20 protein-coding genes are annotated in these 26,300 nt (G+C 43.7%); 3 read left to right on the top strand and 17 right to left on the bottom strand.

The window, feature by feature from the left end; all coding sequences use genetic code 11:
* Window positions 1-30 precede the first annotated feature (30 nt).
* From FQ084_RS08605 to FQ084_RS08545, 13 genes are all read right to left on the bottom strand, one after another.
* Window positions 31-2,637: an ABC transporter permease gene (locus tag FQ084_RS08605; protein WP_410477338.1), complete on the bottom strand. Its 2,607-nt coding sequence runs from the start codon at window positions 2,635-2,637 to the stop codon at window positions 31-33.
* The gene (locus tag FQ084_RS08600; protein ID WP_149490240.1) at window positions 2,615-3,352 is read right to left on the bottom strand and encodes an ABC transporter ATP-binding protein; all 738 of its coding nucleotides are present in this window, start codon (window positions 3,350-3,352) and stop codon (window positions 2,615-2,617) included. The genes FQ084_RS08605 and FQ084_RS08600 overlap by 23 nt, the downstream gene beginning before the upstream one ends.
* A complete protein-coding gene (locus tag FQ084_RS08595) occupies window positions 3,349-4,155 on the bottom strand; it encodes an arylesterase (RefSeq protein WP_149490239.1) in 807 nt (268 codons plus the stop codon). Before FQ084_RS08595 ends, FQ084_RS08600 begins: the two co-directional genes overlap by 4 nt.
* 112 nt (window positions 4,156-4,267) lie before the next feature.
* Window positions 4,268-5,593, bottom strand: coding sequence for a CynX/NimT family MFS transporter (locus tag FQ084_RS08590; protein WP_149490238.1), 1,326 nt, complete (start codon window positions 5,591-5,593; stop codon window positions 4,268-4,270).
* A gap of 404 nt (window positions 5,594-5,997) precedes the next feature.
* Window positions 5,998-6,243, bottom strand: coding sequence for a (Na+)-NQR maturation NqrM (nqrM, locus tag FQ084_RS08585; RefSeq protein ID WP_149490237.1), 246 nt, complete (start codon window positions 6,241-6,243; stop codon window positions 5,998-6,000).
* Window positions 6,244-6,511: 268 nt separating this feature from the next.
* A complete protein-coding gene (locus tag FQ084_RS08580) occupies window positions 6,512-7,651 on the bottom strand; it encodes an FAD:protein FMN transferase (RefSeq protein ID WP_188032938.1) in 1,140 nt (379 codons plus the stop codon).
* Window positions 7,652-7,813: 162 nt separating this feature from the next.
* Complete coding sequence (locus FQ084_RS08575) at window positions 7,814-8,614, bottom strand: SDR family NAD(P)-dependent oxidoreductase (protein WP_149490235.1); 801 nt, start codon at window positions 8,612-8,614, stop codon at window positions 7,814-7,816.
* Window positions 8,615-8,797: 183 nt separating this feature from the next.
* The gene (gene nqrF, locus FQ084_RS08570; protein WP_149490234.1) at window positions 8,798-10,033 is read right to left on the bottom strand and encodes an NADH:ubiquinone reductase (Na(+)-transporting) subunit F; all 1,236 of its coding nucleotides are present in this window, start codon (window positions 10,031-10,033) and stop codon (window positions 8,798-8,800) included.
* A gap of 123 nt (window positions 10,034-10,156) precedes the next feature.
* Window positions 10,157-10,765, bottom strand: a complete 609-nt coding sequence (gene nqrE / locus FQ084_RS08565) for an NADH:ubiquinone reductase (Na(+)-transporting) subunit E (RefSeq protein WP_149490233.1) — start codon at window positions 10,763-10,765, stop codon at window positions 10,157-10,159.
* Window positions 10,765-11,436, bottom strand: a complete 672-nt coding sequence (locus tag FQ084_RS08560; protein WP_149490232.1) for an NADH:ubiquinone reductase (Na(+)-transporting) subunit D — start codon at window positions 11,434-11,436, stop codon at window positions 10,765-10,767. Before FQ084_RS08560 ends, nqrE begins: the two co-directional genes overlap by 1 nt.
* 1 nt (window position 11,437) lies before the next feature.
* Window positions 11,438-12,382, bottom strand: a complete 945-nt coding sequence (locus FQ084_RS08555) for a Na(+)-translocating NADH-quinone reductase subunit C (protein ID WP_149490231.1) — start codon at window positions 12,380-12,382, stop codon at window positions 11,438-11,440.
* Window positions 12,363-13,598 (bottom strand): NADH:ubiquinone reductase (Na(+)-transporting) subunit B, encoded by a 1,236-nt coding sequence (locus tag FQ084_RS08550; RefSeq protein ID WP_149490230.1) that lies wholly within the window; start codon window positions 13,596-13,598, stop codon window positions 12,363-12,365. Before FQ084_RS08550 ends, FQ084_RS08555 begins: the two co-directional genes overlap by 20 nt.
* 5 nt (window positions 13,599-13,603) lie before the next feature.
* Window positions 13,604-14,956, bottom strand: coding sequence for a Na(+)-translocating NADH-quinone reductase subunit A (locus FQ084_RS08545; protein WP_149490229.1), 1,353 nt, complete (start codon window positions 14,954-14,956; stop codon window positions 13,604-13,606).
* A gap of 923 nt (window positions 14,957-15,879) precedes the next feature.
* On the opposite strand from FQ084_RS08545, the gene hisA reads away from it, so the two are divergent.
* The 3 genes from hisA to FQ084_RS08530 all read left to right on the top strand — a co-directional run bounded on the left by hisA (window position 15,880) and on the right by FQ084_RS08530 (window position 18,817).
* Window positions 15,880-16,620 (top strand): 1-(5-phosphoribosyl)-5-[(5-phosphoribosylamino)methylideneamino]imidazole-4-carboxamide isomerase, encoded by a 741-nt coding sequence (gene hisA, locus FQ084_RS08540; RefSeq protein ID WP_149490228.1) that lies wholly within the window; start codon window positions 15,880-15,882, stop codon window positions 16,618-16,620.
* Window positions 16,621-16,699: 79 nt separating this feature from the next.
* Entirely contained in the window at window positions 16,700-18,409 is a 1,710-nt protein-coding gene (locus FQ084_RS08535) for a mechanosensitive ion channel family protein (RefSeq protein ID WP_149490227.1), read from the top strand.
* 84 nt (window positions 18,410-18,493) lie between these two features.
* Entirely contained in the window at window positions 18,494-18,817 is a 324-nt protein-coding gene (locus FQ084_RS08530; protein WP_149490226.1) for a hypothetical protein, read from the top strand.
* 127 nt (window positions 18,818-18,944) lie between these two features.
* Here the strand turns inward: FQ084_RS08530 and rnr are convergent, their stop codons facing one another.
* The 4 genes from rnr to thrS form a co-directional block, all read right to left on the bottom strand.
* Window positions 18,945-21,242, bottom strand: a complete 2,298-nt coding sequence (gene rnr, locus FQ084_RS08525; RefSeq protein ID WP_149490225.1) for a ribonuclease R — start codon at window positions 21,240-21,242, stop codon at window positions 18,945-18,947.
* Window positions 21,243-21,398: 156 nt separating this feature from the next.
* Window positions 21,399-22,643 (bottom strand): toxic anion resistance protein, encoded by a 1,245-nt coding sequence (locus FQ084_RS08520; protein WP_149490224.1) that lies wholly within the window; start codon window positions 22,641-22,643, stop codon window positions 21,399-21,401.
* A 440-nt stretch (window positions 22,644-23,083) separates the two neighbouring features.
* Window positions 23,084-23,587, bottom strand: a complete 504-nt coding sequence (gene infC / locus FQ084_RS08515) for a translation initiation factor IF-3 (protein ID WP_149490223.1) — start codon at window positions 23,585-23,587, stop codon at window positions 23,084-23,086.
* 23 nt (window positions 23,588-23,610) lie between these two features.
* Entirely contained in the window at window positions 23,611-25,545 is a 1,935-nt protein-coding gene (thrS, locus tag FQ084_RS08510; RefSeq protein ID WP_149490222.1) for a threonine--tRNA ligase, read from the bottom strand.
* Window positions 25,546-26,300: the final 755 nt, after the last annotated feature.

Below are 26,300 nucleotides of genomic sequence, written 5' to 3'. Positions count from 1 at the left end.
TAAAAGCTGACTATTACTTTTAATTTCACTCTAAATCATCGCACGTACCCTTGCCATAATCCCGCGTCCAATCACCAATCTCACATAAATAATGGCAATGGCAAAGAGCAATGCAACTAACGCCACACCGCCAATACCCAAGCTTGTCCACGACACACTAAAGCGCAGATTAAACCATAGGGTAATAGCAGCCCACGCCCCGATATTAGCGATAATAACCGCAAATAAGGCGGCACTAATGCCAAGTATGCCAAGTTCTAAGATATTTAGCATATATAAGTCGCGCTTTTGCATACCGAGCAGCCTAAATGAAGCACTATCCGCCATGCGATCTTGTGAGGTGGAGAGTAGCGAGCTAATCAAAACCATAATACCCGTCAGTAATGCCAGTAAGGTGAAGACATAAACCAAACGACTCATTTGCACGACCAACTCTTGGACTTGTTGCGCGATTGCCGTACCGTCAATGGTCGTTACTGCAGGAAACTCGCGTACTAGCTGACCTTGGAGCTTTGGAATTTCTTCCGCTGCGACGTGGGCGGTGGCAAATTGGATCTGCGGAGCAGCCGCTAAAACCGCTGGCTCAAATAAGAAGTAAAAGTAGGGGCTGGGTCCTTTCTCATAGCGCGAGCGGATACTGGTTATTTGCCCGACGATTTCAATTCCTTGGATATTAAAGCGCACCTGATTACCCATGCCGACGTTTAGCAAACTGGCTGCCGTATCCAAAATCGATAACGGCGCAACAGTTTGTGCTGAATTGTTATCTGCAGTCTTAATAGGGGCATAAAGCTCGTTTTTTACTAGCGAATCAGTAATAAATTCAGTATCCATCACCGTATCGGCGTAGCTTAAATTAAAGACACGCGTCGGTTCATCAAAGCCGTCTGCAGGTTCGATATCTTGTACGGGTACATTATTAGCAGTGACGACACGCGCACGAATGACAGGATAATAGTTGACAGGTGCAGCAATGATGTTATTAATCTCATCATGCTGATCACTTTGAATATCGAGCAAAAATAAATTGGGTGCATCCTCAGGATACGCATTAATAAACTGAGTATTGATACTATGATTAAGCGTAGTAATCAAAGTTAAGACCGCCACTGATAGCGATAAAGTGACAAAAAATAATGCTGATTGATTGCCTTTACGGGCAAGGTTATGGATAGCAATACGCTGCATCCAACTAATCTTAGAGCACTGAGCAAACTTAGTCAGTAGCCATAACCAACCGCGCGCCAATAGCCAAAATATCGCTACGAAGGCAGTTAAGCCTATCAAGAGCTGCGCACCTAGTATCAGAGAATTAACTTCATAAGCAAAAAACGCATAAAGCCCGATTAGCATCAGCCCATACCATAATAATGGCAAGCGTCGATACCAAGGCATATTTTGCGAGTTTGTGCTTACTCCTTGATTAAGTAAAGTAGCAGGCTTGGTCGTACTTAGTGTGCTTAAACCACGCTGAGCAATCAGTATGGTCAGCACTAAAGCGATAATAATGGTTTTAATGGCGCTAATAGGATTGATAGCTAGACCAACATCAGCAGGCAAGATAGCAATCAGATACGGCTGACCGACTTTAAGTAAGCCAAAACTGACGATAACTGCGGCAATACAGGCGATGATAGTGGTGACAATCAAAAGCTGATAGTAGCTGCGTTTTAGCGACTTAAGCGGTTCACCCAATGCCAAGCGAATGGCATTACTAGACTGCTGCTTGGTCACAAAAGCCGTAATCACGCCATACATCGCCACTGCAGATAACAAGAGCACGGCAATGACGAGCAGCTTTAAGAACATCAATACATTGTCAGAGATACGCGAGACAGAGGTATCTGCTGATTCTGCATCAGAAATCTCAATATCAGGATAATTGCTTAGTATTTGCGTAAGTTTATCACGCTGCACGGCCATTAATTCAGGCTCGCCAGCCAGTTCAATACGGTAATTAATGCGGCTACGCTGACCCAGTAAATTTGTTGCTGCGAGCGCATCTTGATGCATCAAAACCCGCCCGCCAAAACCAAAGGCGGTTAACGGACGGTCAGGCTCTTTGGTTAGCACATCACTAATGGTAAAATCAGCATCACCAATGGTGATTTGGTCACCGACACTGGCGTTTAAGCTGTTCAGTACTTCGGGCGCGACGACGACATTATCAGCGCTTAATTGCTGCCATAAAGGCTGTCCTGAAGCAAGCTCGGCTTCCCCATATAACGGATAAGCCGGAGAGACGGCTTTGACGCTGGCAAGCAAAGTTTGCTCATCGGTCACCACCATCGCGCTAAACTGATAGTCATATACTATTTGCGTATCAGCGACCGTCTCTACTTGCGTTAATACCTCGCTTGGCCATTCTTGCTTGCTGTTTAATATTAAATCGCCGCCAACGAGCGCACGCTGATTGTCGTTGATATAGGTAGCAACCGATTGCTGAACGGAGTCGAGGGTGAGGTAAGTCGCAAGCGATAACGTTAGCGTCAATAAAAATAATAGCGGATAAATCCAGCGTTGCCACCAACTGCGACTTAGGGCTTGCGTGCCTAAGGTGCGATTAAATAGTTGGCTTATTATGCCACTCGAGTAATTCGACTCATTATCCATGTTATCCATTAATTTTTGATCCATCTATCATACCGTCATGCATGGTAATGACACGATCTGCCATCTGCGCAAGCGCGGCATCATGGGTGACGACGACCAGTGCCGAGCCCACTTGCTGGCGTAAATCTAATAATAGCTGCATCACTTGATTGGCATTTTGCTCATCTAAGTTGCCTGTTGGCTCATCGGCAAAGACAATCTTCGGCTGTGAAACCAACGCGCGGGCAACGGCAGTACGCTGCTGCTCACCACCTGATAACTGGTTGGGTAAGCTATCACGCCTATGTCCCAAATCAACCGCTTCAATCAATTCATTAACGCGCGCTTTGTTTGGACGGCGAGCGATATCAAGCGGGAAGGCAATGTTTTCTGCTACTGTCAATGTCGGTAATAGATGAAAAGATTGAAAGACGAAACCCATATCACGTTGGCGAATGACCGCCAACGCATCTTCATCAAGGTTGCTTAAGGTTTGCCCTGCCAATTCAACGGAACCACTATCAGGATAATCTAACGCTGCTAATAGTCCTAATAACGTGGATTTTCCTGAGCCAGATTTGCCCATGATAACCACAAACTCGCCCGCATTGACATGGATATCTACGTCTTTGATGATAGACAGCTTTTGCTCACCGACTTGCACGGTTTTATTAAGTTGTAAGGCCGTTAGTAATGGGGAAGGTTTAGATGTGGGTGTGATTGTTGCAGTTGAATCTAAGTCTGAAGCTAAAAGTGTCATTGCGTGGTCTCAGTAGGCGTGCTTGTTGATGTTAGCTTTGCTTCTAGCTTTTCAATTTCAGGCTGTAAGATTGGCAAAATATTATCATTAACGATAATGGTATAACCTTCTTTAGTAGGGTGAATCGCATCGGCTTGGTTTAGCTTAGGGTCGCCGCCCACACCATCTAAAAAGAAAGGAATCAGCGTCACATTCATATCTTTAGCCACTCTTGGATATATCGCGGCAAATGATGTTACGTAATCAGAGCCAAGATTGTCATAAATCTGCATACCGCCCAAGATAACTTCACTTCCATTGTCCTGCAGGCGTTTAACAGCGGTGCGAATATTGGCCTCGACCGTTGCCACATCAATACCACGGATGGCATCATTGGCACCGACGGTCAAAATGGTGATATCAGGTTTGGTCTGCAATACCCAATCCAATCGATTGACAAGCCCCGTACTCGTTTCACCACTTAAGCCTGAATTGACCACTTTGACGTCTTTATAGCCAAGCTCTTTTAGGCGTGCTTCTAACTGAGCGGGGTAATTGGCATCATTATCGACGCCAAGCCCTTCGGTTAATGAATCACCCAATGCCAATATCGTTAATGGCGCTTGCTGCTCAGTTGTAGTTGTAGTTGTAGTTGTAGTTTTCTGGGTTTCGTTGGTTTGGGTGCTATCGTCAGCCTTATTAATGTCAGGCTCTTTTTGACAACCGCTGACTACAAGGGTAACGCTTAATGCTGCCGCTATTATTAAAGATTTGGATGCAGAGGCAGGTAAGCGTTTAGCCAAATAAGAAGAGATATTTATCATGATTTTGCTGTCCTATTTACAATCAAACCAGTGTAGCAAACTAAGCTTATGAGCAATATGGCGCGACAGTTAACGGTATTGCGCGCCTGTCAGTCGGTATAAATGGCGAAAATTAAGCCTTCTTACCATCGACCATCACTGGACGGCTGACCATCCAAGCAAAACCCACGTTTACCACCATTAAGACCAACATGATTAATAAGGGCAAATCCCAACTGTCGGTTGCTTCATGCAACCAGCCTGTGCCCAATGGACCGAAAAAGGCAATCAGATAACCGACCGCCTGCGCCATACCCGACAGCTCGCTTGATTGATTGGCGGTATAAGTACGCATCGAAAACAGCATCATACTTAAGGTAAAAATCGCTGAACAACCAATGCCCATCAGTGCCGACCATAACCACGCTAAATCAGCAGATAAATAACTGACTCCTAAGATGCCAATCACATTTAAGACGGCAGCAATCACCGCTAACGCCTGAATAGGACGCCCGCGATTGACCAGCCAGGTTAAGCTTAAAATCGCCACCGGTGCCATAAACTGAAATACCGAGTTCATCTGTCCCGCGCTTACCGCTGATAGGCCTTTACTGAGCCAAATTGAAGGTAAAAAACTGGCAACCGTATAAAAAAGCAGCGACTGTAAGCCCATGAATACCGCAATTTGCCAAGCAAAAGGCGTGCGCCACATGGAAATGGGTGACGGGGCTTGTGCGCCTTCAGCAAGCGGTACAACTGGCTGATGATTTGACGAGCCCAAACGCAGTCGTAGCAGCACCCAAATAATTAAGGCAAACACGCCTAAAATTGACCAACCACCAAGTGCCCATTGCCAGCCAACTTGCTCAGATAATGGCAAGACTACGCCCGCGACAATCCCTGCTGACACCGTCATGGTGAGACTAAATAAACCCGTAATCAACGGAATATGATTTGGTGTGCGCTGCTTAATCACAGGAGCGGCAAGGGTATTTGCAAAACCAATCGCTAACGTTAGCAATAACGTGCCACCTAAAAAGCCAATCCAAGTCGGAATGACGCTACGAATAATCATGCCTACCGTTAATAAGGCAATCATCGCAATCAAGGTGTTTTCAAGGCCGAAACGTTTGCCAATCGCTGGCGAAATAAAAGCCCCGAGCGCAAAAGTCAACATTGGCACCGCGCCAAGCCAGCCAATTTGGGTTTCGGAGATATTAAGCGCCCCTTGCACCACCGGCGCAATAGAACCCAGCGCCACAATCGGCGAGCGCATATTGGTCGCCAATAAAATCATGGCACACAGTACTAGCCAAAACGTAAAGCGTGAAGAGGGCAGCTTAAAATTTGACGGCGCACCTGACTGAGATTTTGAAGACTGGGGCGGCAAATCAGTTTGCAGATTAGGAGAGATAGACATAGCAGCACGACTATTAGCATAAGAAAAAGGACACGTCATTAAAAAGCGCTGGCGCACCATCGCTTATAAAACAACACCAGAGTACATCACCAAGACGGTGATTGAGACAATATATTAGAATGTAGAACTGGTTGCAGAAAGCCCATCATAGGAACTTGCTACCCCATTCATTAGGGTAAAATTAGTATCTGAGTAGTGATTTTTAGATGTTGATTACTTAGGTTTTGCTTATAAAGCGCATGTCAGGTATATCAGCCATTGTTGTTTGAATAAAGGTTTCTTATAAGAAGCTGTTTTAAAAAAATCATAACAATAGGCTAAGTAAAAAGCCAACGCCCACAAATAAAAATAGCGTCAGTCCTTTTAGTTTGCAAAGGACCAGACGCTATTATAGGAACAGATGTTAGGTAAATACTACCAGCATATGGTAACAAATAAGGCGTTTATACCGACTTGCCTAATTGGGCAGCTTTTAGTGCAGTTTCTTGCTGCTCGGCGACCAGTGAATCGCACTTGTTGGGATCATTACCACAGAATGAGCATTGCTCATCGCCCATCAGTTTTGCCACACCGCCACAAGATCCTCTAAGCGGCTTTTTTTTGACCATATAACCGATACCCATGAAGATAAAAAACAGCATAAATACAGTAAAGGTAATAGCAAGCATGGGCAGCAATTGGTTAAGCATAGAGGTAACCTCTCGTTTAAAATATAGGACAGTCATCTGGTCGATGACTCTCTTATAGTATAGCAAAAATTCGCCTTGTCCGTTTGTGCTTAGCAAGCATCTCAAAGCCGCGCTAAAGCAAACTTGTTGGTATCTTATACTTTTTAAAACTGCCGTTTTTTAAAACCGCCATGGCTTAGAATCGTCATGTATTAGAATGACCTTTTTAAAGCTCATACATTTAACCTGATGGCTTTACTCTGAGGGCTTTGATCTCATCGCTTTAATATTAGGACTTTTTATCAGCACGTAAAGCTTTCATGGCAGGGGTTTCTACCATTTGCCAATCATCAATACTGTCGGCCGCCGAACCCTCTGAATCTAAAGTTATATTATTAGCCAAGATAACAAATAAGGCGGCGATATCGTGTTCTTTGGCAGTTTTGAGCGCTTTTTCATAAGGCATGGCGGTTAAAGCAGTAGCCCAAGCGTCCGCCAGCGCGACCGATTCTGCGGCGACGGTTACCGATGGCGCGCCACCAACAATGGGCTCACCTGTCGTCGGGTCGATAGTATGACTGTAGTGCTTACCATCAAAAACGACGGAATTGCGATAATTGCCAGAGGTTGCAAGCGACATAGTAGTGCCATTATTAATAGGCTGACGGATCACTGCCATGGTTTGGCGTGCGCTTACTGTGCTGCCTTCGATGGGCGCGTCAATCGCAATTTGCCACGGTTGCTGCTGAGCACTGACGCCAGAGGTCGCGACTTCACCGCCAATCTCAACCATATAATTGCGAATCTGATAGTCATCTCTGAGTACATTGGCGATAACATCAACGCCATAGCCTTTAGCCACCGCCGAAAAATCAAGCTCGACGCCATCTTTGGTTTTATAAATGCTTTGCTCTTTTTGTATCACGCTTTTAAAGTCAACCAAAGCTTTTGCTTGTGCAATCTCAAGCGCTGTCGGCGGACTTTGTAAGCGCTCAACCGTCATGGTGCTGCCAAAACCCCAAGTTTCAATCAATGGCATCACCGTCGGATCAAACGCGCCGCCCGATAGCTCATAAACTTGTCTAGACGCTTCTAAGACATGGCTGAAATCGGCGTCGATAGCAATCGGTGTATCTTTTCCTAATTGATTAAATTTAGAAATAGTAGAGTCTGCTTGATAAGTGGACATGCTGTCATTGATGTCTTGCAAGCGCTTATCGATTGCTGCTTGTATGGCAGCTTCATCAACGCCTTTGGGCAATTGATAACTGATATGGTAGCTGGTGCCCATGGTCTCGCCGCTTAGATTGTTATAATCAGTCTTTTGCTGGCAAGCGCTAATAGCAAGTACAGAGCCGATAGCAATCATAGACAGAAAGGCGGGTTTCATTGATGGGTTAGCAGCGCTAAGCGAGGTTAAGTTTGTCATAGGGGTCATCACAGCTTGATAGAGCAAAGGGGTGAGTGGGGCGCATTAGCTAGTAAAAACCGTTAGTCAATAACTAAGCAAGCTACGCGTTGCCTATTTTACACCCCTTGTCACCCATAACGCCAATCATCGACTAAGACATATCTGCTTAGCCTGCTAGGTTTATGTTACTTTTGATTCACGGATAAGTTTATAAAGCTTTGGCGGCGATAAACGATTGACCCTAGTGGCGAGCTTTTCTTTATGACCAGCGACGATAATATATTCTTCGTTGTTAATAAGGGCTTTGATGACCTGTTTGGCAAAAACCATCGCCGTCAGTCCTTTATTGGTCGCCTCATCCATCGTCCCTTGAGCGCTACCGTCACCAGTCAAGGCATTAATAGAAACATTGGTTTGAATAAATCCTGGAAATATCGTCGCCACCTCGATGCCTTGCCCATGTAATTCAGCACGTAGACTATTTGCCCACATATGGATGGCCGCTTTGGCAGCACCATACGCGCCGCGATATTGCGTACCGAGTAAACCCGCCACACTTGATACCATGATCACTTTGCCACCGCCTTGCGCGATCATATCTGGCAATACCAGTCTGGTCAGACACGTTTGCGCAAAGTAATCTACTTCCATCAACTGTCGTTCAACTTCTTCAGTGGTTTCCATGATAAGCGAGCGTTGACTGATACCAGCATTGTTAATCAGCCAATCAATTTTTCCCGCTTGGGTCTTCGCCGCTTCATAAGCTTCTTTTGCTTGCGTGGCATCAGCGATATCAAAGGGGATGACGATATGTTTTTTGCGATTTTTACAGCGATTTTTAACCGCTTCTAATTTCTCTTTATCACGTCCACTTAAAATAATAGTGGCACCGCGTTTGGCAAAGGCGGTGGTCAATGCTTCACCGATACCGCTAGAGGCACCAGTTATCCAAATGGTTAAATCTTTCACTTTGTTTTTCATAAGAATCCTTTCTTAGAGGAGTAAATAATCAATAATATAGGAGAAGGTAGGTAATTTACTATTTAGATTTGTATTGGTATGAGGTAGGTTTATCGTCAAATATTAGCCATAAAAAAAGAGTCTCAACTGAGACTCTCTTTTTATTCATGACTTTAAAGATACGTTCTGTGCTTTACCAACCACTTAACCACCGAAGTCATCAAGCATGATATTTTCATCTTCCACACCCAAGCTATGTAGCATGTCGATGACCGCCGCATTCATCATCGGTGGCCCACACATGTAATATTCACAGTCTTCTGGGTTCGGATGGTCTTTGAGATAGTTTTCAAGTAGCACGTTATGGATAAAGCCAGTTGGACCTTCCCAGTTGTCTTCTGGTAAGGGGTCAGACAAAGCCACATGCCACTCAAAGTTATCAAACTCTTCTTCTAGTTGGTCATAATCTTCAACGTAGAACATCTCACGAATAGAGCGCGCGCCGTACCAAAAGCTAATCTTACGGTCAGTGTTTAAACGTTTCAGCTGATCGAAGATGTGCGAACGCATTGGTGCCATACCCGCACCACCACCAACGAAAATCATTTCAGCATCAGTCTTCTTGGCAAAAAACTCACCATAAGGACCAGAAACCGTCACTTTATCGCCAGGCACGAGGCTAAATACCCAAGAGGACATTTTGCCGGGTGGAATACCGTCAGGGCCACGTGGCGGGGGACTGGCGATACGGATGTTAAACTTGATAAGGCCTTTTTCTTCAGGGTAGTTGGCCATCGAATAAGCACGAATCACCGGCTCATCAACTTTTGACACGTAGTTGAAGATACCAAATTTTTCCCAGTCTTCGCGATACTCTTCGTCAATCACAAAATCTTTATAATGCACTTCATGTGGTGGCGCTTCTAGCTGTACATAACCACCGGCACGGAAGTTAACTTCTTCACCATCTGGAATTTTAAGCACCAATTCTTTAATAAAGGTGGCAACGTTATCGTTAGAGATAACTTCACATTCCCACTTTTGCACATCAAAAAACTCAGGGTCAATCTCGATTTTCATGTCTTGCTTAACTGCAACCTGACAGGCAAGACGCATGTGGTTACGGATTTCACCTTGGGTAAAATATCCTTCTTCGGTGGGCAGGATAGAACCGCCCCCTTCAATAACGCGGCAACGACACTGCGCACAGGTACCACCACCACCACAGGCTGAAGATAAGAAAATACCTTCGCTCGCCAGTGTTTGTAGCAGTTTACCGCCTGCAGCTGTCACGACGTCATTATCGGGATTGTCATTGATATGGATAGTAACATCGCCTGAACTGACCAGTCTTGAGCGCGCCGCCAAAATAATGGCAACGAGGCCCATGATGATCAAGGTAAACATAGCAACGCCACCAATCGCCGTAGCGTAATCCATGGTAGGTATCCTTAATCTATGGAATAGGGGTGCGAAAAGACGTTATTGCGTTTTTCCTGAACCCCTACCGAATAAATGAATTAAATAGGTCAAATCGCTAAATAGGCTTTTAAGCGTAGCGGTTTAAATTGACATACCGCCGAAAGACATAAAGCCAAGTGACATCAGACCAACCGTGATAAAGGTAATGCCAAGACCACGCAGCGGTGCTGGAATGTCTGAGTACTTTAGCTTTTCACGGATACCCGCCAATGCGGTAATCGCCAATGCCCAACCGAAGCCTGCGCCAACGCCGTATACCATCGATTCACCAAAGTTATAGTCACGCTCAACCATAAATAGCACGCCACCTAAAATGGCACAGTTTACGGTAATGAGTGGTAAGAATATCCCTAAGGCGTTATACAGACTTGGGACGAACTTATCTAAGAACATTTCTAGAATCTGTACCACAGCGGCAATCAAACCGATATAACTGAGTAGACCTAAGAAGCTTAAGTCTATATCAGGGAAACCTGCCCATGCCAGCGCACCATCTTTTAGGATAAACTGAAACAGTAAGTTATTTAGCGGTACGGTAATTGCCATTACCACTACCACCGCCACCCCAAGACCGATAGCGGTTGATACCTTTTTCGATACCGCCAAAAAGGTACACATGCCTAAGAAGTAGGCCAGCGCCATATTCTCGATAAAGACTGAGGTTATAAATAAACTGACATAATGTCCCATTAGTGACCGCCTCCTTGTGCCATGCCTTTAGATTGCGGCTTCATTACAAATTCAGCTTCTTCAACCTGTTCTGGTTTCCATGTACGGATAATCACGATAAACAGGGCGATAATAAAGAACGCTGACGGTGGTAGTAGCAGTAGACCGTTTGGTACGTACCAGCCACCATCGGTCGCAGTTTGTAAAAGGGTGATGCCAAACCAACTGCCTGCACCTAAAATTTCACGAATACTGGCGACAAATAGCAGTACCGCCGAATACCCAAGACCGTTACCAATACCATCTAAAAAGCTCGGTACTGGTGGATTGCTCATCGCAAAGGCTTCAGCACGACCCATGACGATACAGTTGGTGATAATCAAACCAACGAATACTGACAAGCCTTTACTAACGTCATAAGCGACCGCTTTTAAGATCTGATCGACCACGATAACCAATGACGCAATAATCGTCATCTGCACAATAATACGAATACTGGCTGGAATTTGCTTACGGATAATAGAGATAAAAAAGCTTGAAAATGCGGTGACCAAGGTCAACGCCACACTCATTACCAACGCATTTGCCACACTCGTGGTCACTGCCAATGCCGAACAGATACCTAAGATTTGTAGCGCAATGGGGTTATTATCAAAAATAGGCGAGGTTAAAATACTTTTTGTATCAGCCATGTTATGCCTCCTTGCCGTGTGCTGCTGGTACTACTGCGACCAGTTCGGTTACGGGATGCGTCTGTTTGTGAGTCTGATGCTGATTTAGGCTTTGACCCAGCTTTTTATACGGGCTTTGACTGGTTTTTACTTCACTATCTGCCAGTGTTTTGCCGCTTTCTTTACGCAGTTGGTCTAGGTATGGCTTATAGCCTTGCTCACCCAACCAAAACTGAATCATATTACTGACGCCGCGACCAGTTAAGGTTGCGCCACTGATACCATCGACCCAGTTCTCTTTTGGATTACCGGCTTTGGTTACACCCGTTGCTACCGCACCGTTTTCGTCATAAGAGTGAATGCCGCTCCACATAGCGCGCCACTCTGGTTCTTCAATACGAGCGCCTAGACCTGGGGTTTCTTTATGCTCATAGAAACTGATACCTTTGATGGTATTCATGTCACTTTCAAGCGTCAAGAAACCATAAATCGTACCCCACAGTCCATAACCTTGAATCGGTAAGACCACCATTTCAGGCTGACCGGCGTCATCATTTTTGACATAAACTTTGGCGTATTTGGGCTTACGACCGATACCGGCAGGATCATTACTGCCTAAGTCTTCACTGAGGGCTTTATTCTTAGTCGCTTGACTGGCATCGTAAGCATTACGATCAGGGATACCAGCGGTTTTTAGCGCGTCGTCATCGAGGTAAGTGCCTTTATTTAGGTCAATAATTTCAACCTCAAAGTCTTTAAAGCGCTCAGCTACATCTTCATTGGTATCAGTAGCAGGGTTAAACATACCGGCTGCCACTAAAATGTTTTTGTTACGGTCTAAGCGCGCGTTTTCAACTTGCGCTGGCTTTAAACCAACAGCAGCGGCTGAGACCAATACAGAACACACCAAGCATAGCGTCAACGCCACACTGATGGTTTTTGCATTATTACTTTTGGGCTTGGACATAGCGAACCCTCCGTGCTGTTTGACGCTTGATATTTGCTTGCGTCACAAAATAGTCAAATAGTGGCGCAAATAAGTTGGCGAATAGAATGGCAAGCATGATACCTTCTGGGAAAGCAGGGTTAACGACGCGAATCAATACGGTCATAAAACCAATCAAGATACCATAAGCCCAGCGCCCTTTATTGGTATGCGCGGCAGATACTGGGTCAGTTGCCATAAACACGGCACCAAAGGCAAAACCACCGATGACTAAGTGCCAGTAAAAAGGCAGGCTCATCATCATATTGTCTTCAGAGCCGACCATATTAAAGACCAGCGAAGTGGCTATGAGACCAACCACACAACCTGCCATGATGCGCCATGAAGCAATGCGCGTCCAAAGTAGAACGACCGCACCCATTAAGATAGCTAGGGTCGATACTTCACCGATACTGCCTTGCATGTTGCCTAAGAATGCATCACTCCAGGTGATGGCATTGCCGTAAACATCGACAAAATCTTGTGGAACGACGCCAAGCGCGGCAAGACCAAGGGGCGTTGCACCTGAGAAACCATCAACGGCTGTCCATACTGAGTCGCCTGACATATAAGCAGGATAAGCAAAGTATAAGAAAGCACGACCTGATAGGGCAGGGTTAAGGAAGTTTTTACCCGTACCGCCAAAGACTTCTTTTGCCACGACCACGCCAAAGATAATACCTAAGGCAACTTGCCATAAAGGAATATCCGGTGGTAAACAGAGTGCAAACAGTACCGAGGTGACAAAGAAACCTTCGTTGACTTCATGCCCGCGCACGACGGCAAAGATAATCTCACAGAGAATACCGACCCCAAAAGTCACAAGATAAATAGGTAAGAATTGCATGGCACCGTAGACAAAGCTTGCCCAGATACTGTCTGGGTTATAGCCTGCCATACTGGTGATAACAGTGCGCCAGCCGTCAGGCTGTAAGCCGAGTGTTGCAATCGCAGTTAATGCTTGATGACCGATATTGTACATACCCCAAAACATCGCTGGGAAGGTACATAACCATACGGTAATCATAATACGCTTTAGGTCAATACCGTCGCGTACGTGTGATGATGCGTATGTCGTTGAGCTTGGTTGACGCAAAAACGTATCAAACATCTCAAAGATGGCATAGTATTTTTCGTGTTTGCCACCCTTGGTGAAAGACGGCTCCATACGATCGAACATATTGTGTAAAAATTTCATCGTGGTTAGCCCTCCAGCTCAATGCGTGTTAAGTTATCACGCAAAATATCGCCGAATTCATATTTGCCAGGAGATACGAAGGTGCATAATGCCAAATCTTCTTCGTCCAATTCAAGTACGCCCAAATCTACTGCCGTAATGATGTCTTCGACAATCAAAGCACGTAATAGTTGCGTTGGCAGGTAGTCTTGCGGCATCACCTCTTCATAAACCCCAATTGGCACCATCGCACGCGGTGAGCCATTACTGGTAGTTGTGAAGTTATATTTCTTATTACCAAAAAACTTAGAAATATAGATAGGCAATTTTGAAAAGCGGTTGCTACCGACGCTTAAGAAATGGAACGCTGGACGCTCACGACCTTCAGATAGCACACTGACTTGATTATCAAAGCGACCAAGATAAGCAGTATTGCCAAACACTTTACGACCTGATAGCACAGAACCTGAGACAATACGGTTCTCACCAGCCTCAAGCTGACCTTTGGTCAATGCCGTGATATCAGCACCACGTTCGGTGACGATTAAGTGCGGGTTTTTGACCGCAGGACCGGCAAGGCTAAGCATGCGGCGCGTATATAAGCGCCCCGTGGTAAATAGTTCACCAATGGCAATCACGTCTTGATAGCCAACTGTCCAAACGGTCACGCCGCGCATGATGGGATGCAAAAAGTGAATGTGCGTACCAGCAAGACCGGCTGGATGTTTACCGGCAAAGCTATGATACTCAGTGACATTATTAGCCGCCGTTTTGGCAACTGGCGTCAACTGGGCATCGCCATGATGGCAGACAAAGGTGTTGGGGCTGAGCGTTGATAATACGGCAAGTCCGTCATTAAACGCCTGCAATTGCTCATTAATCAGCAACATCGGGTCAAACGCTAATGGATTGGTATCCATCGCGGTGACAAAGATAGCGTGAGGACGGGCACCGATTTCGGGAGCACGGCTAAAGGGACGCGTACGGAACGCGGTCCACTCACCAGAGGCAAGCAGTTGGGTTTCAACGACTTCAGAATCTAGGTCAGCAAGTTGCTGGGAGTCGTAGCGCTGAAATTCTACTTCTTCACCGTTTGGGTCGACCGCAATCACAAGACTTTCAAACACACGACGCTCACCGCGGTTAATCGCGATGACCTTACCAGCAGCAGGGGCAGTATAGATAACGCCGACTCGTTTTTTGTCTTCAAAAACGGGCTGACCTTTTGCTACGATGTCGCCTTCTTTGACATTCATCGTGGGCTTCATGCCCACATAATCATAGCCAACAAGTGCCACATGGGCGGGTCTGTGCTCAGATATCTCGCGGGAGGGTTCACCAGTGATGGGTAAATCCAAACCTTTTTTGATGGTAATCATAAGCGAAAACTTAGTCCATAGTCTAAAACGATACCAGACGTCCTGTTTGGTATATCGGCAGCATGAATAACAGCGTCATCAATAAAGTCCTTAATCAACCCCAAAAAAGGGTGTGAAAAAGTGCTCTAGACATAACACATCATCATAACTACAAGTAAGAGTATTAACGCTGACCTTAGACTCCTTAACAACACGTTAATGTCTTATTCGAATGACCAAAGTGACGACTGGCTACCAAGATGTATACTAAAACCCTCAAATCTAATGCCATCCTCAACAAGGACAATATGAGATTAAAGACAGTCTTACTATACGGTTTATTAAAACCTTAAAAATTATCATATCTGTGTGATTTAAGCAGCGCTCTTCATTCAAGTGATTATAAATGAGAAGTAAATGACTTTCATGTCTTGTCAAAGCCATCTTTCTTAAAATTATCTAAACGCTGTTTAATAACCTATGATTACAGGGTAAGCTTCATTGCTTGATAAGCACAATTTATAAGCACAAGCATTAATCTGGTTATTAATGTTAGGCTGCATTTACCTTGTGCTGATTGAAATCATCTAGAGGTAGCAGACGATTAGGCTTTATCGCACAAATACAAATTTACCTAGGATTATACGCTAAACTGACCTAAAATTGCCAGTTGGTAATTGAATTTACCTAATGTTGCTAGTGAATCCACGTACTAAAACTTATGGTTATGATTGTGTGGTTTTTGCCATTATTTAACCAGGTTTTTAAGCAATCTTTCATTTTATGTGGTCATTTTAATATTTAACGAATTTCTCCTAATAACCTCTTTTAATTTGTTATGCTAAATGACTTTATATACAGCCGCCTTTTGAGTGGCTTTTTGACGCTTGTTTCACTTTTGAGTGGTTTTTTATTATTCATATCGTTTTTATAAGGAATGCTATATGTGTGCTGTCCCTGTCATTATCCCTGCTATTGATTTAAAAGATGGTAAATGTGTGCGCTTAAAACAAGGTCGTATGGAAGACGATACGGTATTTTCTGATGATCCGGTGGCGATGGCAGCGCGTTGGGTCAATGAAGGCGCGCGCCGCTTGCATTTGGTCGATTTAAACGGTGCATTTGATGGTATTCCAGTACATAAGCAAGTAGTACATGATATTGCCAAAGCCTTCCCCAAGCTGCCGATTCAGCTTGGCGGCGGTGTACGCAATATGAAAGCCATTGAGCAGTATATTACTGCTGGTCTGACTTATATCATCATTGGCACCAAAGCGGTTGAAGATCCTGATTTTGTGGCTGAAGCCTGCCGTGAGTTTGCTGGACATATCATCGTCGGTATCGATGCCAAAGACGGTCTGGTAGCGACGCACGGTTGGGCAAATGTCACTGATACCAAAGCCACTGAGCTTGCCAAGCGTTTTGCCGATGTCGGCGTATCGTCAATCGTTTATACCGATATTAACCGTGATGGCATGATGCAAGGCGTTAATGTTGAGCAGACGGTCAACTTAGCGCGTGAAGGCGGATTACCTGTAATTGCGTCAGGCGGCGTGACCGATATGAAAGATATCGAATTGCTCAAACCTTATGGTGATTGTATCGAGGGTATCATTACCGGTCGCGCTATCTATGAAGGTACCTTAGATTTGGGTGAGGCGCAGCTTTATCTAGACGGTAAATAATATGTGGAACGCTATTTTTAACGTACCTCTTGTATTTTAAACGGACTATAGAATAAAGCTAGAATAGAAAAGGATGTTTATGGCAGCTAACTTTGACCAGCGCAAGTTACGCATAACTATAAAGGCGTGCGTTCAGTTGCTGTTGCCATTAAGCATCTTTTTAAGCCTGCCCACTTATGCGGCTGAAAAAATCAGCACAGATGAGTCTTCTGTATTAGCGAAAGAAATTGCTGATAATGATGCCTCAACTGCTCAGCCGGCTGTTAATGAAGCTACCAATGAGCCAAATAATGGGCTAAATAGTACTCTAGCTATCACACCTGCTATTCCGAATGCTTCTGAGACTGCTGCGCCGATGCCAGTCGAGCTGCCACCCGTTATCAGCGGTGAAAGCACCAATAATGCTCAAATCGAAACCACTCCCACACCATTAAAAGACAATGATATCCGCCAACGTATCAGTGGTATCTTTTCTGAAATTGACGGTTTGCAAGCGGTTCATGTTAGCGTTAATCAAGGGGTTGTTACCTTAACCGGTGAGACTCCCAATGAAAAAAAAGCCCAGCAAGCCATTAATTTGACCAATCGTTTAACCGATGTGGTGACAGTAGAAGATAGAATCAACCGCACGCTTGATGTGCAAGATAACGTGTCGACCGTTTATCAAAACCTAAAGGCGCAGACAAAAAACTTAGTTAAAGCTTTGCCGCTATTGTTAGTAGGGATTATTTTATTTGCCTTGGTCACTTGGTTTGGCAGTTGGTTGTCTAATCGGCAAAAGATGTGGCAACGTTTAACACCCAATCCCTTTGTCGCAGAATTGTTGGCGCAGACCGTTAAAGTTATATTTATCGTTTTGGGGCTTATCTTAGCGTTAAGTTTGATTGGTGCTGAGACTATCTTGGGCACGCTACTTGGCGGCGCAGGCGTTATTGGTATCGCCGTTGGTTTTGCGGTTAAGGACACGATTGAGAACTATATTGCCTCGCTTATGCTCAGTATTCGTCAACCCTTTCGTGCCCGTGATCATATTTTGATTAATAATCAAGAGGGTATTGTGGTACGCCTGACGTCACGAGCGACTATTTTAATGACCTTAGATGGCAACCAGTTACGTATTCCCAATGCTGAAGTCTTTAAAGCCACTATTTTAAATTACACCAAAAATCCTGAGCGCCGTTTTACTTTTGAATTAGGTGTCGATGCCAATGATGACCCGCTTGCTGCCATCAAGGTAGGTATCGATGCGATATGTCAGTTAGGCTTTGCCTTAGATAAGCCGAAAGTCACTGCGGTTATCAAAGAGGTGGGCGACTCAAATATTATTTTGCAATTTCAAGTATGGGTCAATCAATTGGAAGCTGATTTTTCTAAAGCCCGTAGTATTGCCATTCGGGAAACCAAGCATGCTTTAGAAGATGAAGGTTTTAGCTTACCTGAGCCCATTTATCAGTTACGCTTTAATCATAAGCTAGAAAAAGCGTTTGAGCATTTCCAAAGCACTCAAACTGCTGATAAAGTTCACGCGGAAGTAATAGTAACGCCAAACATTGCTAAAACTTCTAACGATTCTAAAACATCTAATGAAGCTCAAGCGGCTGAAACTGCAATTGAGGATCAAGATAAAAAACAAGCGAAGGCGCGGGCGAAGTATATCTTGCAAGGTCAGAATGCCGATGAGGTGCTTGATACTCGTCCTGACGAAAAGCTAATGGAAAAGGTCGAACAAGAAATTGCTGAAAACTCAGATGAGCCTGATTTATTAAGTAATAGCAGCCCGCAAGAATAGCGTTCAATACCACATAGAAAAGTCGGCATAGAAAATGCAATGAAACGTTTATCTACATTTTATCGCAATAGACGAGACATTTTTATGCAAATGAAACATCTGATTATTTTTGCTCTGGCAGGTATCGTTATGCTATTAGGCTTTAACATGATGAGTGGCAGCCAACGTGAGAAAAATAGAGAGGCGATAACCGCTAGTACGAAGTCAGAAAATATTAATGATGATTTAGCCATAGCTGAGAGCAACGGTGCTAATGCTGACAATGTTGATAACAGCCATACATCTGATATCGTAAGCCAGCCTTTAGGACAGCAACCAAAAGCCATCCTTGACAATGCTACTACCAAGATAGAGCAAGCAGAGCAGGTCAGTCAACAACGTGTTGAGCAAATGACAGATACGCAATAGTTTGTTAGCGCTTAAAGAGTCTCCATTTCAATATAAGACAGATAAGTAGCCGCCATTTAATCGATACTCATAAAAAAAGACTAACGTTATCGTTAGTCTTTTTTTATTTCTTAAGAGCTATACCGCATTAGCTTTTTTTGCTACTGCCTCTACCACCACGGCTGCCGCTTTTCTTAGCAGGTGATTTTTTGGTCTGCTCTTTGCTTTGTGGACTAGGGTTAGAATGCTCTCTTTTGGTTTGATTCATTTGGCTTGCTTGTAGCTTAGCCTTTAAATCGAAATCGATTTGTAGCAGGTCCATATTGACGCCCGCTACTTTTACTTTGACCAAATCACCGAGACCGAATACTGTGCCTCTATCTTTACCGATAAGCTGTTGCTGCTGCTCATCATAGACAAAGAAATCATCACCAACGTTAGAGATATGCACTAAACCATCGATATATAAATCAGTTAATGTGACAAACAGGCCGAAGCTGGTAACGGTAGTCACCACGCCATCAAACTCTTCGCCGACATGATCTTTCATATAATGACACTTGAGCCAAGATTCTACATAACGTGACGCTTTTTCAGCGCGGCGTTCGGTATCTGACGTTTGCGTGCCAGCACCATCAAGCGAGAAGTCCATCACTGGCTGTTGACTATTCGTCACTTTCGCTTTAATCGCTCGATGCAGCATTAAGTCAGGATAACGGCGAATCGGCGAGGTAAAGTGGCTATATTCGTCATAAGCCAAACCAAAGTGACCGATATTGTCAGGCGAATAGTTCGCTTGCATCATCGAGCGTAGCAGCATACTGTGGATGCTAATCGCGTCAGGACGCTCTTTGGTTGCTTCAATAATACGCTGATAATCGGCTTGCGTTGGACTTTCTTCAGGGAAGCCTAGACCAAAGTTCTTTGCATATTCATGGATACGCATCGACTTTTCGCCATCAGGTTTGTCGTGGTTACGATATAAAACTGGCAGCTCATTTTGTAGCGCAAAGTTTGCCGCACACGTATTGGCAAGCAACATGCACTCTTCAATAAGCTTTTGCGCATCACCGCGCGTACGCGGTAGAATGGCTTCGATACCACCTTTTTCATTAAACTTAATATACGTCTCAACCGTTTCAAACTCCATGGCATGGCGCTCTTCACGCTTCTTGACCAGTAGCTCATACAATTGATACAAGGTATCGATAGATTTTTTAACGTCTTTATTGCCCGTTAATGACTCAGGTATGCTGTTATCTTTTGGATTCTCAAGATAAGCGTTTACCTGATTATAAGTCAGACGCGCTTGTGAATGCATGACACCAGGATAGAACTCATAGCCGGTAACCTTGCCTGCACGAGATATCTTGATATCGGCAACCATACAAAGGCGGTCGAGATCAGGGTTTAATGAACATAAGCCGTTTGACAGCACTTCAGGCAGCATCGGAATCACGCGATGGGGGAAGTAGACTGACGTACCACGTTCGTAAGCATCTTTATCTAATGGTGAGTTGGGCGTGACGTAATAACTTACATCCGCAATCGCAACTAAGACGCGATAGTTACCACCCGAGCGTTTTTCTGCAAATACTGCATCATCAAAGTCGCGCGCATCTTCACCATCAATGGTAATTAGCGGTAAATCACGTAAGTCTCTACGACCTTTTAAGTCTTTTTCGGTTGGTTCTTGATAAGCATTGGCTTGTTCAAGTGCCGCTTCACTAAAGTCTGATGGGATATCATAGTTGAGTAAGGTAGTCTCAATAATCAATTCACGGTCGTTGTCATCAGATAGTACTTCAGTGATTTTACCCGTAGCAAATTCATGCTGGTTAGGCCAATCGATAATATCGACTTTAACTGGCGCACCTTGTTTTGCATTAAACGCTTGCACGTTTTCTTCAGTAACGGTGATCGGCTGATGATTGTTTGGGCTACCAAGCTCAACACAATAACCGTCTTCATCACGCGCCAATGTACCAATAAAATTGCTTTGGCGGCGTTCAACGACATCGACAATACGTCCTTCGGTACGGCCACGATTATCCGTTGAGGTGCCAACCGCTTCTACCGTATCACCGTTAAACACCCAGCGCATTTGCTTTTCATGTAGAAACAGGTCGGGCATATCACTTAGTAATACAAAGCCAAAACCTTTTGGATGCGCAGTTACCGTACCTGTGACGATATCGTGCTTGGTCACCGTGCGATAGCGATAAGGACGCCCGTCACGGTTTACTTGGCCATCACGCGCCATCGCTTTTAGGCGATTACCCAAAGCGTCAAATTGGTCAGGATCATCAATATTAAAGGCTTTTGCCAATTGTTGATGCGTGACTTCGCCATGTTCGTTAATCGTACTGAGTATCAGTTCGCGACTAGGAATAGGGTTATCATATTTTTGTGCCTCAGTTGAGGCGTTTGGATCGTTCCAACTCATAAATTACCGTATCTGTTTTTTAAAATTATTAATAAGAGCTATCTTAACACGAACAAGGTCGCAATATCTTAGGTCAATTGTCTTATGTGCATCAGATAGCAAGTAGCTGTTAGCCTTAACAGCTAGCAGCAATCGACATTCTAGATAAACCAAATATCAAATATCGATGTCGACTGTATTTGATTGATTGGTTATTTTTTTACTGTCTAGCTCCTTTGATACTTCAAGTACTGTCGTTTGATTCGACTTATCGAGATATTTCTGGGCTTTATCCACTTCAGTCGTCAAGGCATTGACCGTCTGCTTCATATTTTCTAGCGCTTCTATTTTATAATTGCTAATCATATCCATCGTATCATAGACATTATTGAAGGCGTTTTGCAGTTTATCAAGCTCAATCGTACTACTGGTTGCTTGCTCATGAATCTCAAGCGATTGACGTTTTAGCATCGCCGACGTCGATTCAATCAAGCTACTGGTGGTTTTATTCAAAGCCGTGATTTGATCGAGTACCAGTTTTTGATTGGTCATGGCTTGGGCAACAACAACCGCTGTACGTAGCGCCGAGATAGTTGTCGTTGTTGCGCGATCTACGCCTTTAATTAACTCTAAATTATTCTTACGTATGGTATCAAGCGCTAAATAACCCTGAATGTTTACTGCCAATTGCGTTAAGAAGTCAGTGTTTTTCTGGCGCACATAAAATAGCATTTCTTCTTTGATGATACGGGCTTTTTCAGGGTCAGTGGCTTCAACGGCATAAACCTTTTGCTCAAGCTGCTCATCAATCTTTTTACCTACATAAATGTATTGGCGAATGGATTGCATCAATTCCCACATATTGACTTTTTCTTGCTCAATCATAGCATTGTCTTTGAGCAGCTCATCCTTACCATTGTAAAGGCTGGTCACCACGGCGTTAATATGGGATTGCGCCGACTCGTACTGACGGAAATAGTCTTGTACTTTATTGCCAAATGGAATGAGACCAAACAGTTTACGTGAGCTGGTCAGCTCTTTTTTACTAGGATCTAAATCTTCGACAATACCACGCAGCTCAGTCAATGACTTGGCAATAGGGGAGTTGTCAAACAAGCTATTATTCAGACTTTTCACGGGTAAATCGAGCATACGGTTAGACACTTGCGCCGATTCGCGAATTTCTTTATTGCCTAAATTATGGATAGATTGCACATTTTGTTGAAATTCAGAGCTGTGTACTGAGTTATTAATTACATGATCAACGAAGGCATCGACTTTAGCATCAAGTTCTGGAATCTGGCTTTCATCTAGCTTCACCATTTGATCGGCTTCGCTTTTTTGTATTTCTTTTACCGGCTCAGGCGCAGTCAAAGTAATACTTGGTGTCGAGGTATTTTCGGGTGGGGTTAGTTCTTGCATAGAATTTCCTATAATAGCTGAAAAGGGCGTTGTTGGTTACCAACGATATTATGTGTTAATGACATCAGTCGTTAATGGCAATATTTGCTAATCACATTCATAGTCGTGGCATCGATTATTTTTATGCCCTTATTAATGGTTTTATTCGAATTATATTTAAGAGTGATAGCGTTGACCTTTAGATTAACTGGTAATGAAAAGGTTGAGAAGTTGGATTTTGTAAACTGGGGTTTGTAAGAGGTTTATAAACAGCGTTGGCTGATTATGTTCAACTCATTGTATTTAAAAATGTGTGTTTAGGGCTTTAAATATTAAAAAACCACCAATATCCCGTAGCATATTGATGGTTAAGAGGATAACTATCTATATCAACGCGCTGTCTATATTAACCAACAGTCACATCGATTAACAGCCACTACTAGCTGTAATCCATAAATAGATTATTTTTTCTTCGTAGGACCTAACAGCATACCCATTTGACGACCTTCCATCTTAGGATATTGCTCGACGTTCGCAATCTCAGCAGTGTCTGCAATGATGCGATCCAGCTGCTTACGACCAATTTCTTGGTGAGCCATTTCACGACCACGGAAGCGAATACTGATTTTAACTTTATCTTGGTCTTCTAAGAAGCTAACGATTTTTTTCAGCTTAACCTGATAATCCGCTTCTTCAGTACTAGGACGCAGCTTCATCTCTTTCAGCTGAGTTTGCTTTTGGTTCTTTTTAGCTTCTTTCGCCTTTTGCTTTTGATCATAGAGGAAATGTTTATAATCCATGATCTTGCAGACAGGCGGCTTGGCATCTGGAACCAATTCGACCAAATCTAGATTGTCCTCACGTGCCGCTTTCATCGCGGTTTCGATATCGACCACGCCCATTTGCTCGCCGTCTTCTCTAACAAGACGAACTTCTTTGACATTGATATCTTCGTTGATGTTCAAACGGTTTGACTGTTTAATAGGTATTACTCCTCATCTGTTTTTGGGGTCTGTCGGCCTTTTTTACCAACAGCGGTCTGTACTAATGTAATAAATTCTGCAACACTCATCACGCCAAGGTTTTCACCTTCACGAGTACGGACATTAACACTGCCCGATTCGACTTCTTTATCCCCTAATACTAGCATATAGGGAACGCGTTCTAATGTTTTCTCTCGTATCTTAAATCCAATCTTTTCGTTACGCAAGTCACTAGTGGCTCGCAGACCAGCATTTTTAAGCTGATTGACCACATTTTCACAAGCATCTGCCTGTTTATCAGTGATATTCATCACCGCTACTTGTTGTGGTGCCAGCCATACTGGCATCCAACCAGCGTAGTTTTCAATCAAGATACCGATAAAGCGCTCAAACGAACCTAAGATAGCACGGTGCAACATAATAGGCACTTCACGCTCGTTTTGCTCATTCACGAATTCAGCATCGAGGCGCTCAGGCATATTTGGGTCAACCTGAATGGTACCGCACTGCCAGACGCGACCCAATGAATCCTTTAGACTAAACTCAATCTTTGGACCATAGAACGCGCCTTCACCGGGCAGATATTCCCAGTCAAGACCTGAGCTATCTAACGCATCTGCCAAGGCTTTCTCTGCAAAGTCCCAAGACTCATCGCTACCAACACGTTTTTCAGGACGGGTCGAGAGCTTCATGATGATGTTGTCAAAACCAAAATCTTCATAGACAGCAAGTGTCAGCTTAATAAAATCAGCGACTTCTTGCTGAATTTGGGCTTGTGTACAAAAGATATGAGCATCATCTTGGGTAAAACCACGCACGCGCATCAAACCATGTAGCGAACCTGATGGTTCATTACGATGGCACGAGCCAAACTCTGCCATACGTAGGGGCAACTCACGGTAAGACTTTAAACCTTGGTTAAAGACTTGCACGTGACAAGGGCAGTTCATCGGTTTTACCGCATAATCACGGTTTTCACTTGAAGTGGTAAACATATTGGTAGCATAGTTGCCCCAATGTCCTGAGCGTTCCCACAAGCTGCGATCGACGATTTGCGGCGTTTTAATTTCTTCATAGCCATTATCATTTTGTACTTTACGCATATATTGCTCAAGTACTTGATAAATCGTCCAACCATTGGCATGCCAAAACACCATGCCCGGTGCCTGCTCTTGCATATGGAATAGATTAAGCGCTTTACCAATCTTACGATGGTCGCGTTTTTCGGCTTCTTCAATACGTTGGATATAAGCTTTTAAATCTTTTTTATCCGCCCACGCTGTACCATAAATACGTTGTAACTGTTCATTTTTAGCATCGCCGCGCCAATAGGCACCTGACATTTTGGTCAGTTTAAATACTTTTAAGAAGCGGGTGTTTGGCACGTGTGGACCACGGCACATGTCGACATATTCTTGATGATGATATAGACCAAAGGCTTCTTCGCCTGGCATATCATTAATCAGCTTAAGTTTATAGTCTTCACCACGTTCTTCAAATATCTTGATTACTTCATCGCGCGGTGTCATTTTTTTGATAACGTCATAATCTTGCTTAATCAGCTCCATCATACGTTTTTCAATTTTTTCCATGTGCTCAGGCGTAAATGGCGTCTCACTATAGATGTCATAATAGAAACCATCTTCGATAACAGGGCCAATGACCATTTTCACATCAGGATACAACTGTTTGACGGCATGACCCAATAAGTGTGCACATGAATGGCGAATAATATCGACACCGTCAGCGTCTTTTGGCGTCACGATTTCGACTTTGGCGTCAGCGACGATCGGGTCATGCGCATCAACTAAGTGACCATCTACGCGCCCAGCGACTGTCGCCTTAGCCAATCCTGCCCCAATACTTTGCGCCACTTCCATGACGGTGGTATTGCCTTCGAAGTTTTTTACGCTACCATCGGGTAAAGTAATCGCTACCATAATCTATTCACCTTTTTGGATCCGTTGGCAGTGATGATTGCAACCATCAATCATATAACCGTAAGACCACGTCAATTATATCTAACCGCTGTGATATGTTGTAAGAAGTAGACATTACTTAAAAGCATGGCGCTTAGACTTACATAGCATCATGTATCGCATAATAATTATTAGTCATCTAATGACCTATAATTAAATTACCACGATATCAAATAAGATACCTTCTAAGAGGCTGAGCAGCAATACCATTAAGGAATATCATAAAAGCAGCCATTATAGCAAAAACTGTTTATCAACACTAGATAGCAGGGTTTAGGTTAGCTTCTATATATAGGTGCGTTCAACATCAATATCAACGGTGATGAGCATAGACGTCATTACTATCGTTAATAGAGGCACTAAATACTATGTTTATAATCACATTAAAATAATTTTCAGATTTTATAATGGCAAGATATGCTTATTAGAGGATAAAAGTATCACACCAACGGCCATTCTCAGAATAGAGTTTAAGTATTTGGACAAATAGTTTTCCGTCTAAGTCATTGAAAAACATGGCTTGTTATTTATTATCTGAAATTAATTAAAAAGTCTTTGGGAAAACGGTTGACAGCTACCTCAAACTCTATATAATACGCACCTCAATAAGGCAAACCGGAATGACTTATATGTAAATTACATATAACAAACCTGGATAACTTACTGAAACAATTTATAAAAAAGCTTGACAAACCAAATCATTATGATATGATAGT

Source organism: Psychrobacter sp. ANT_WB68 (genome assembly GCF_008369115.1).
Taxonomy (GTDB): Bacteria; Pseudomonadota; Gammaproteobacteria; order Pseudomonadales; family Moraxellaceae; genus Psychrobacter.
Note: the sequence above shows the minus strand (reverse complement) of the source record. Positions and strands in the feature narration are given on the sequence as shown.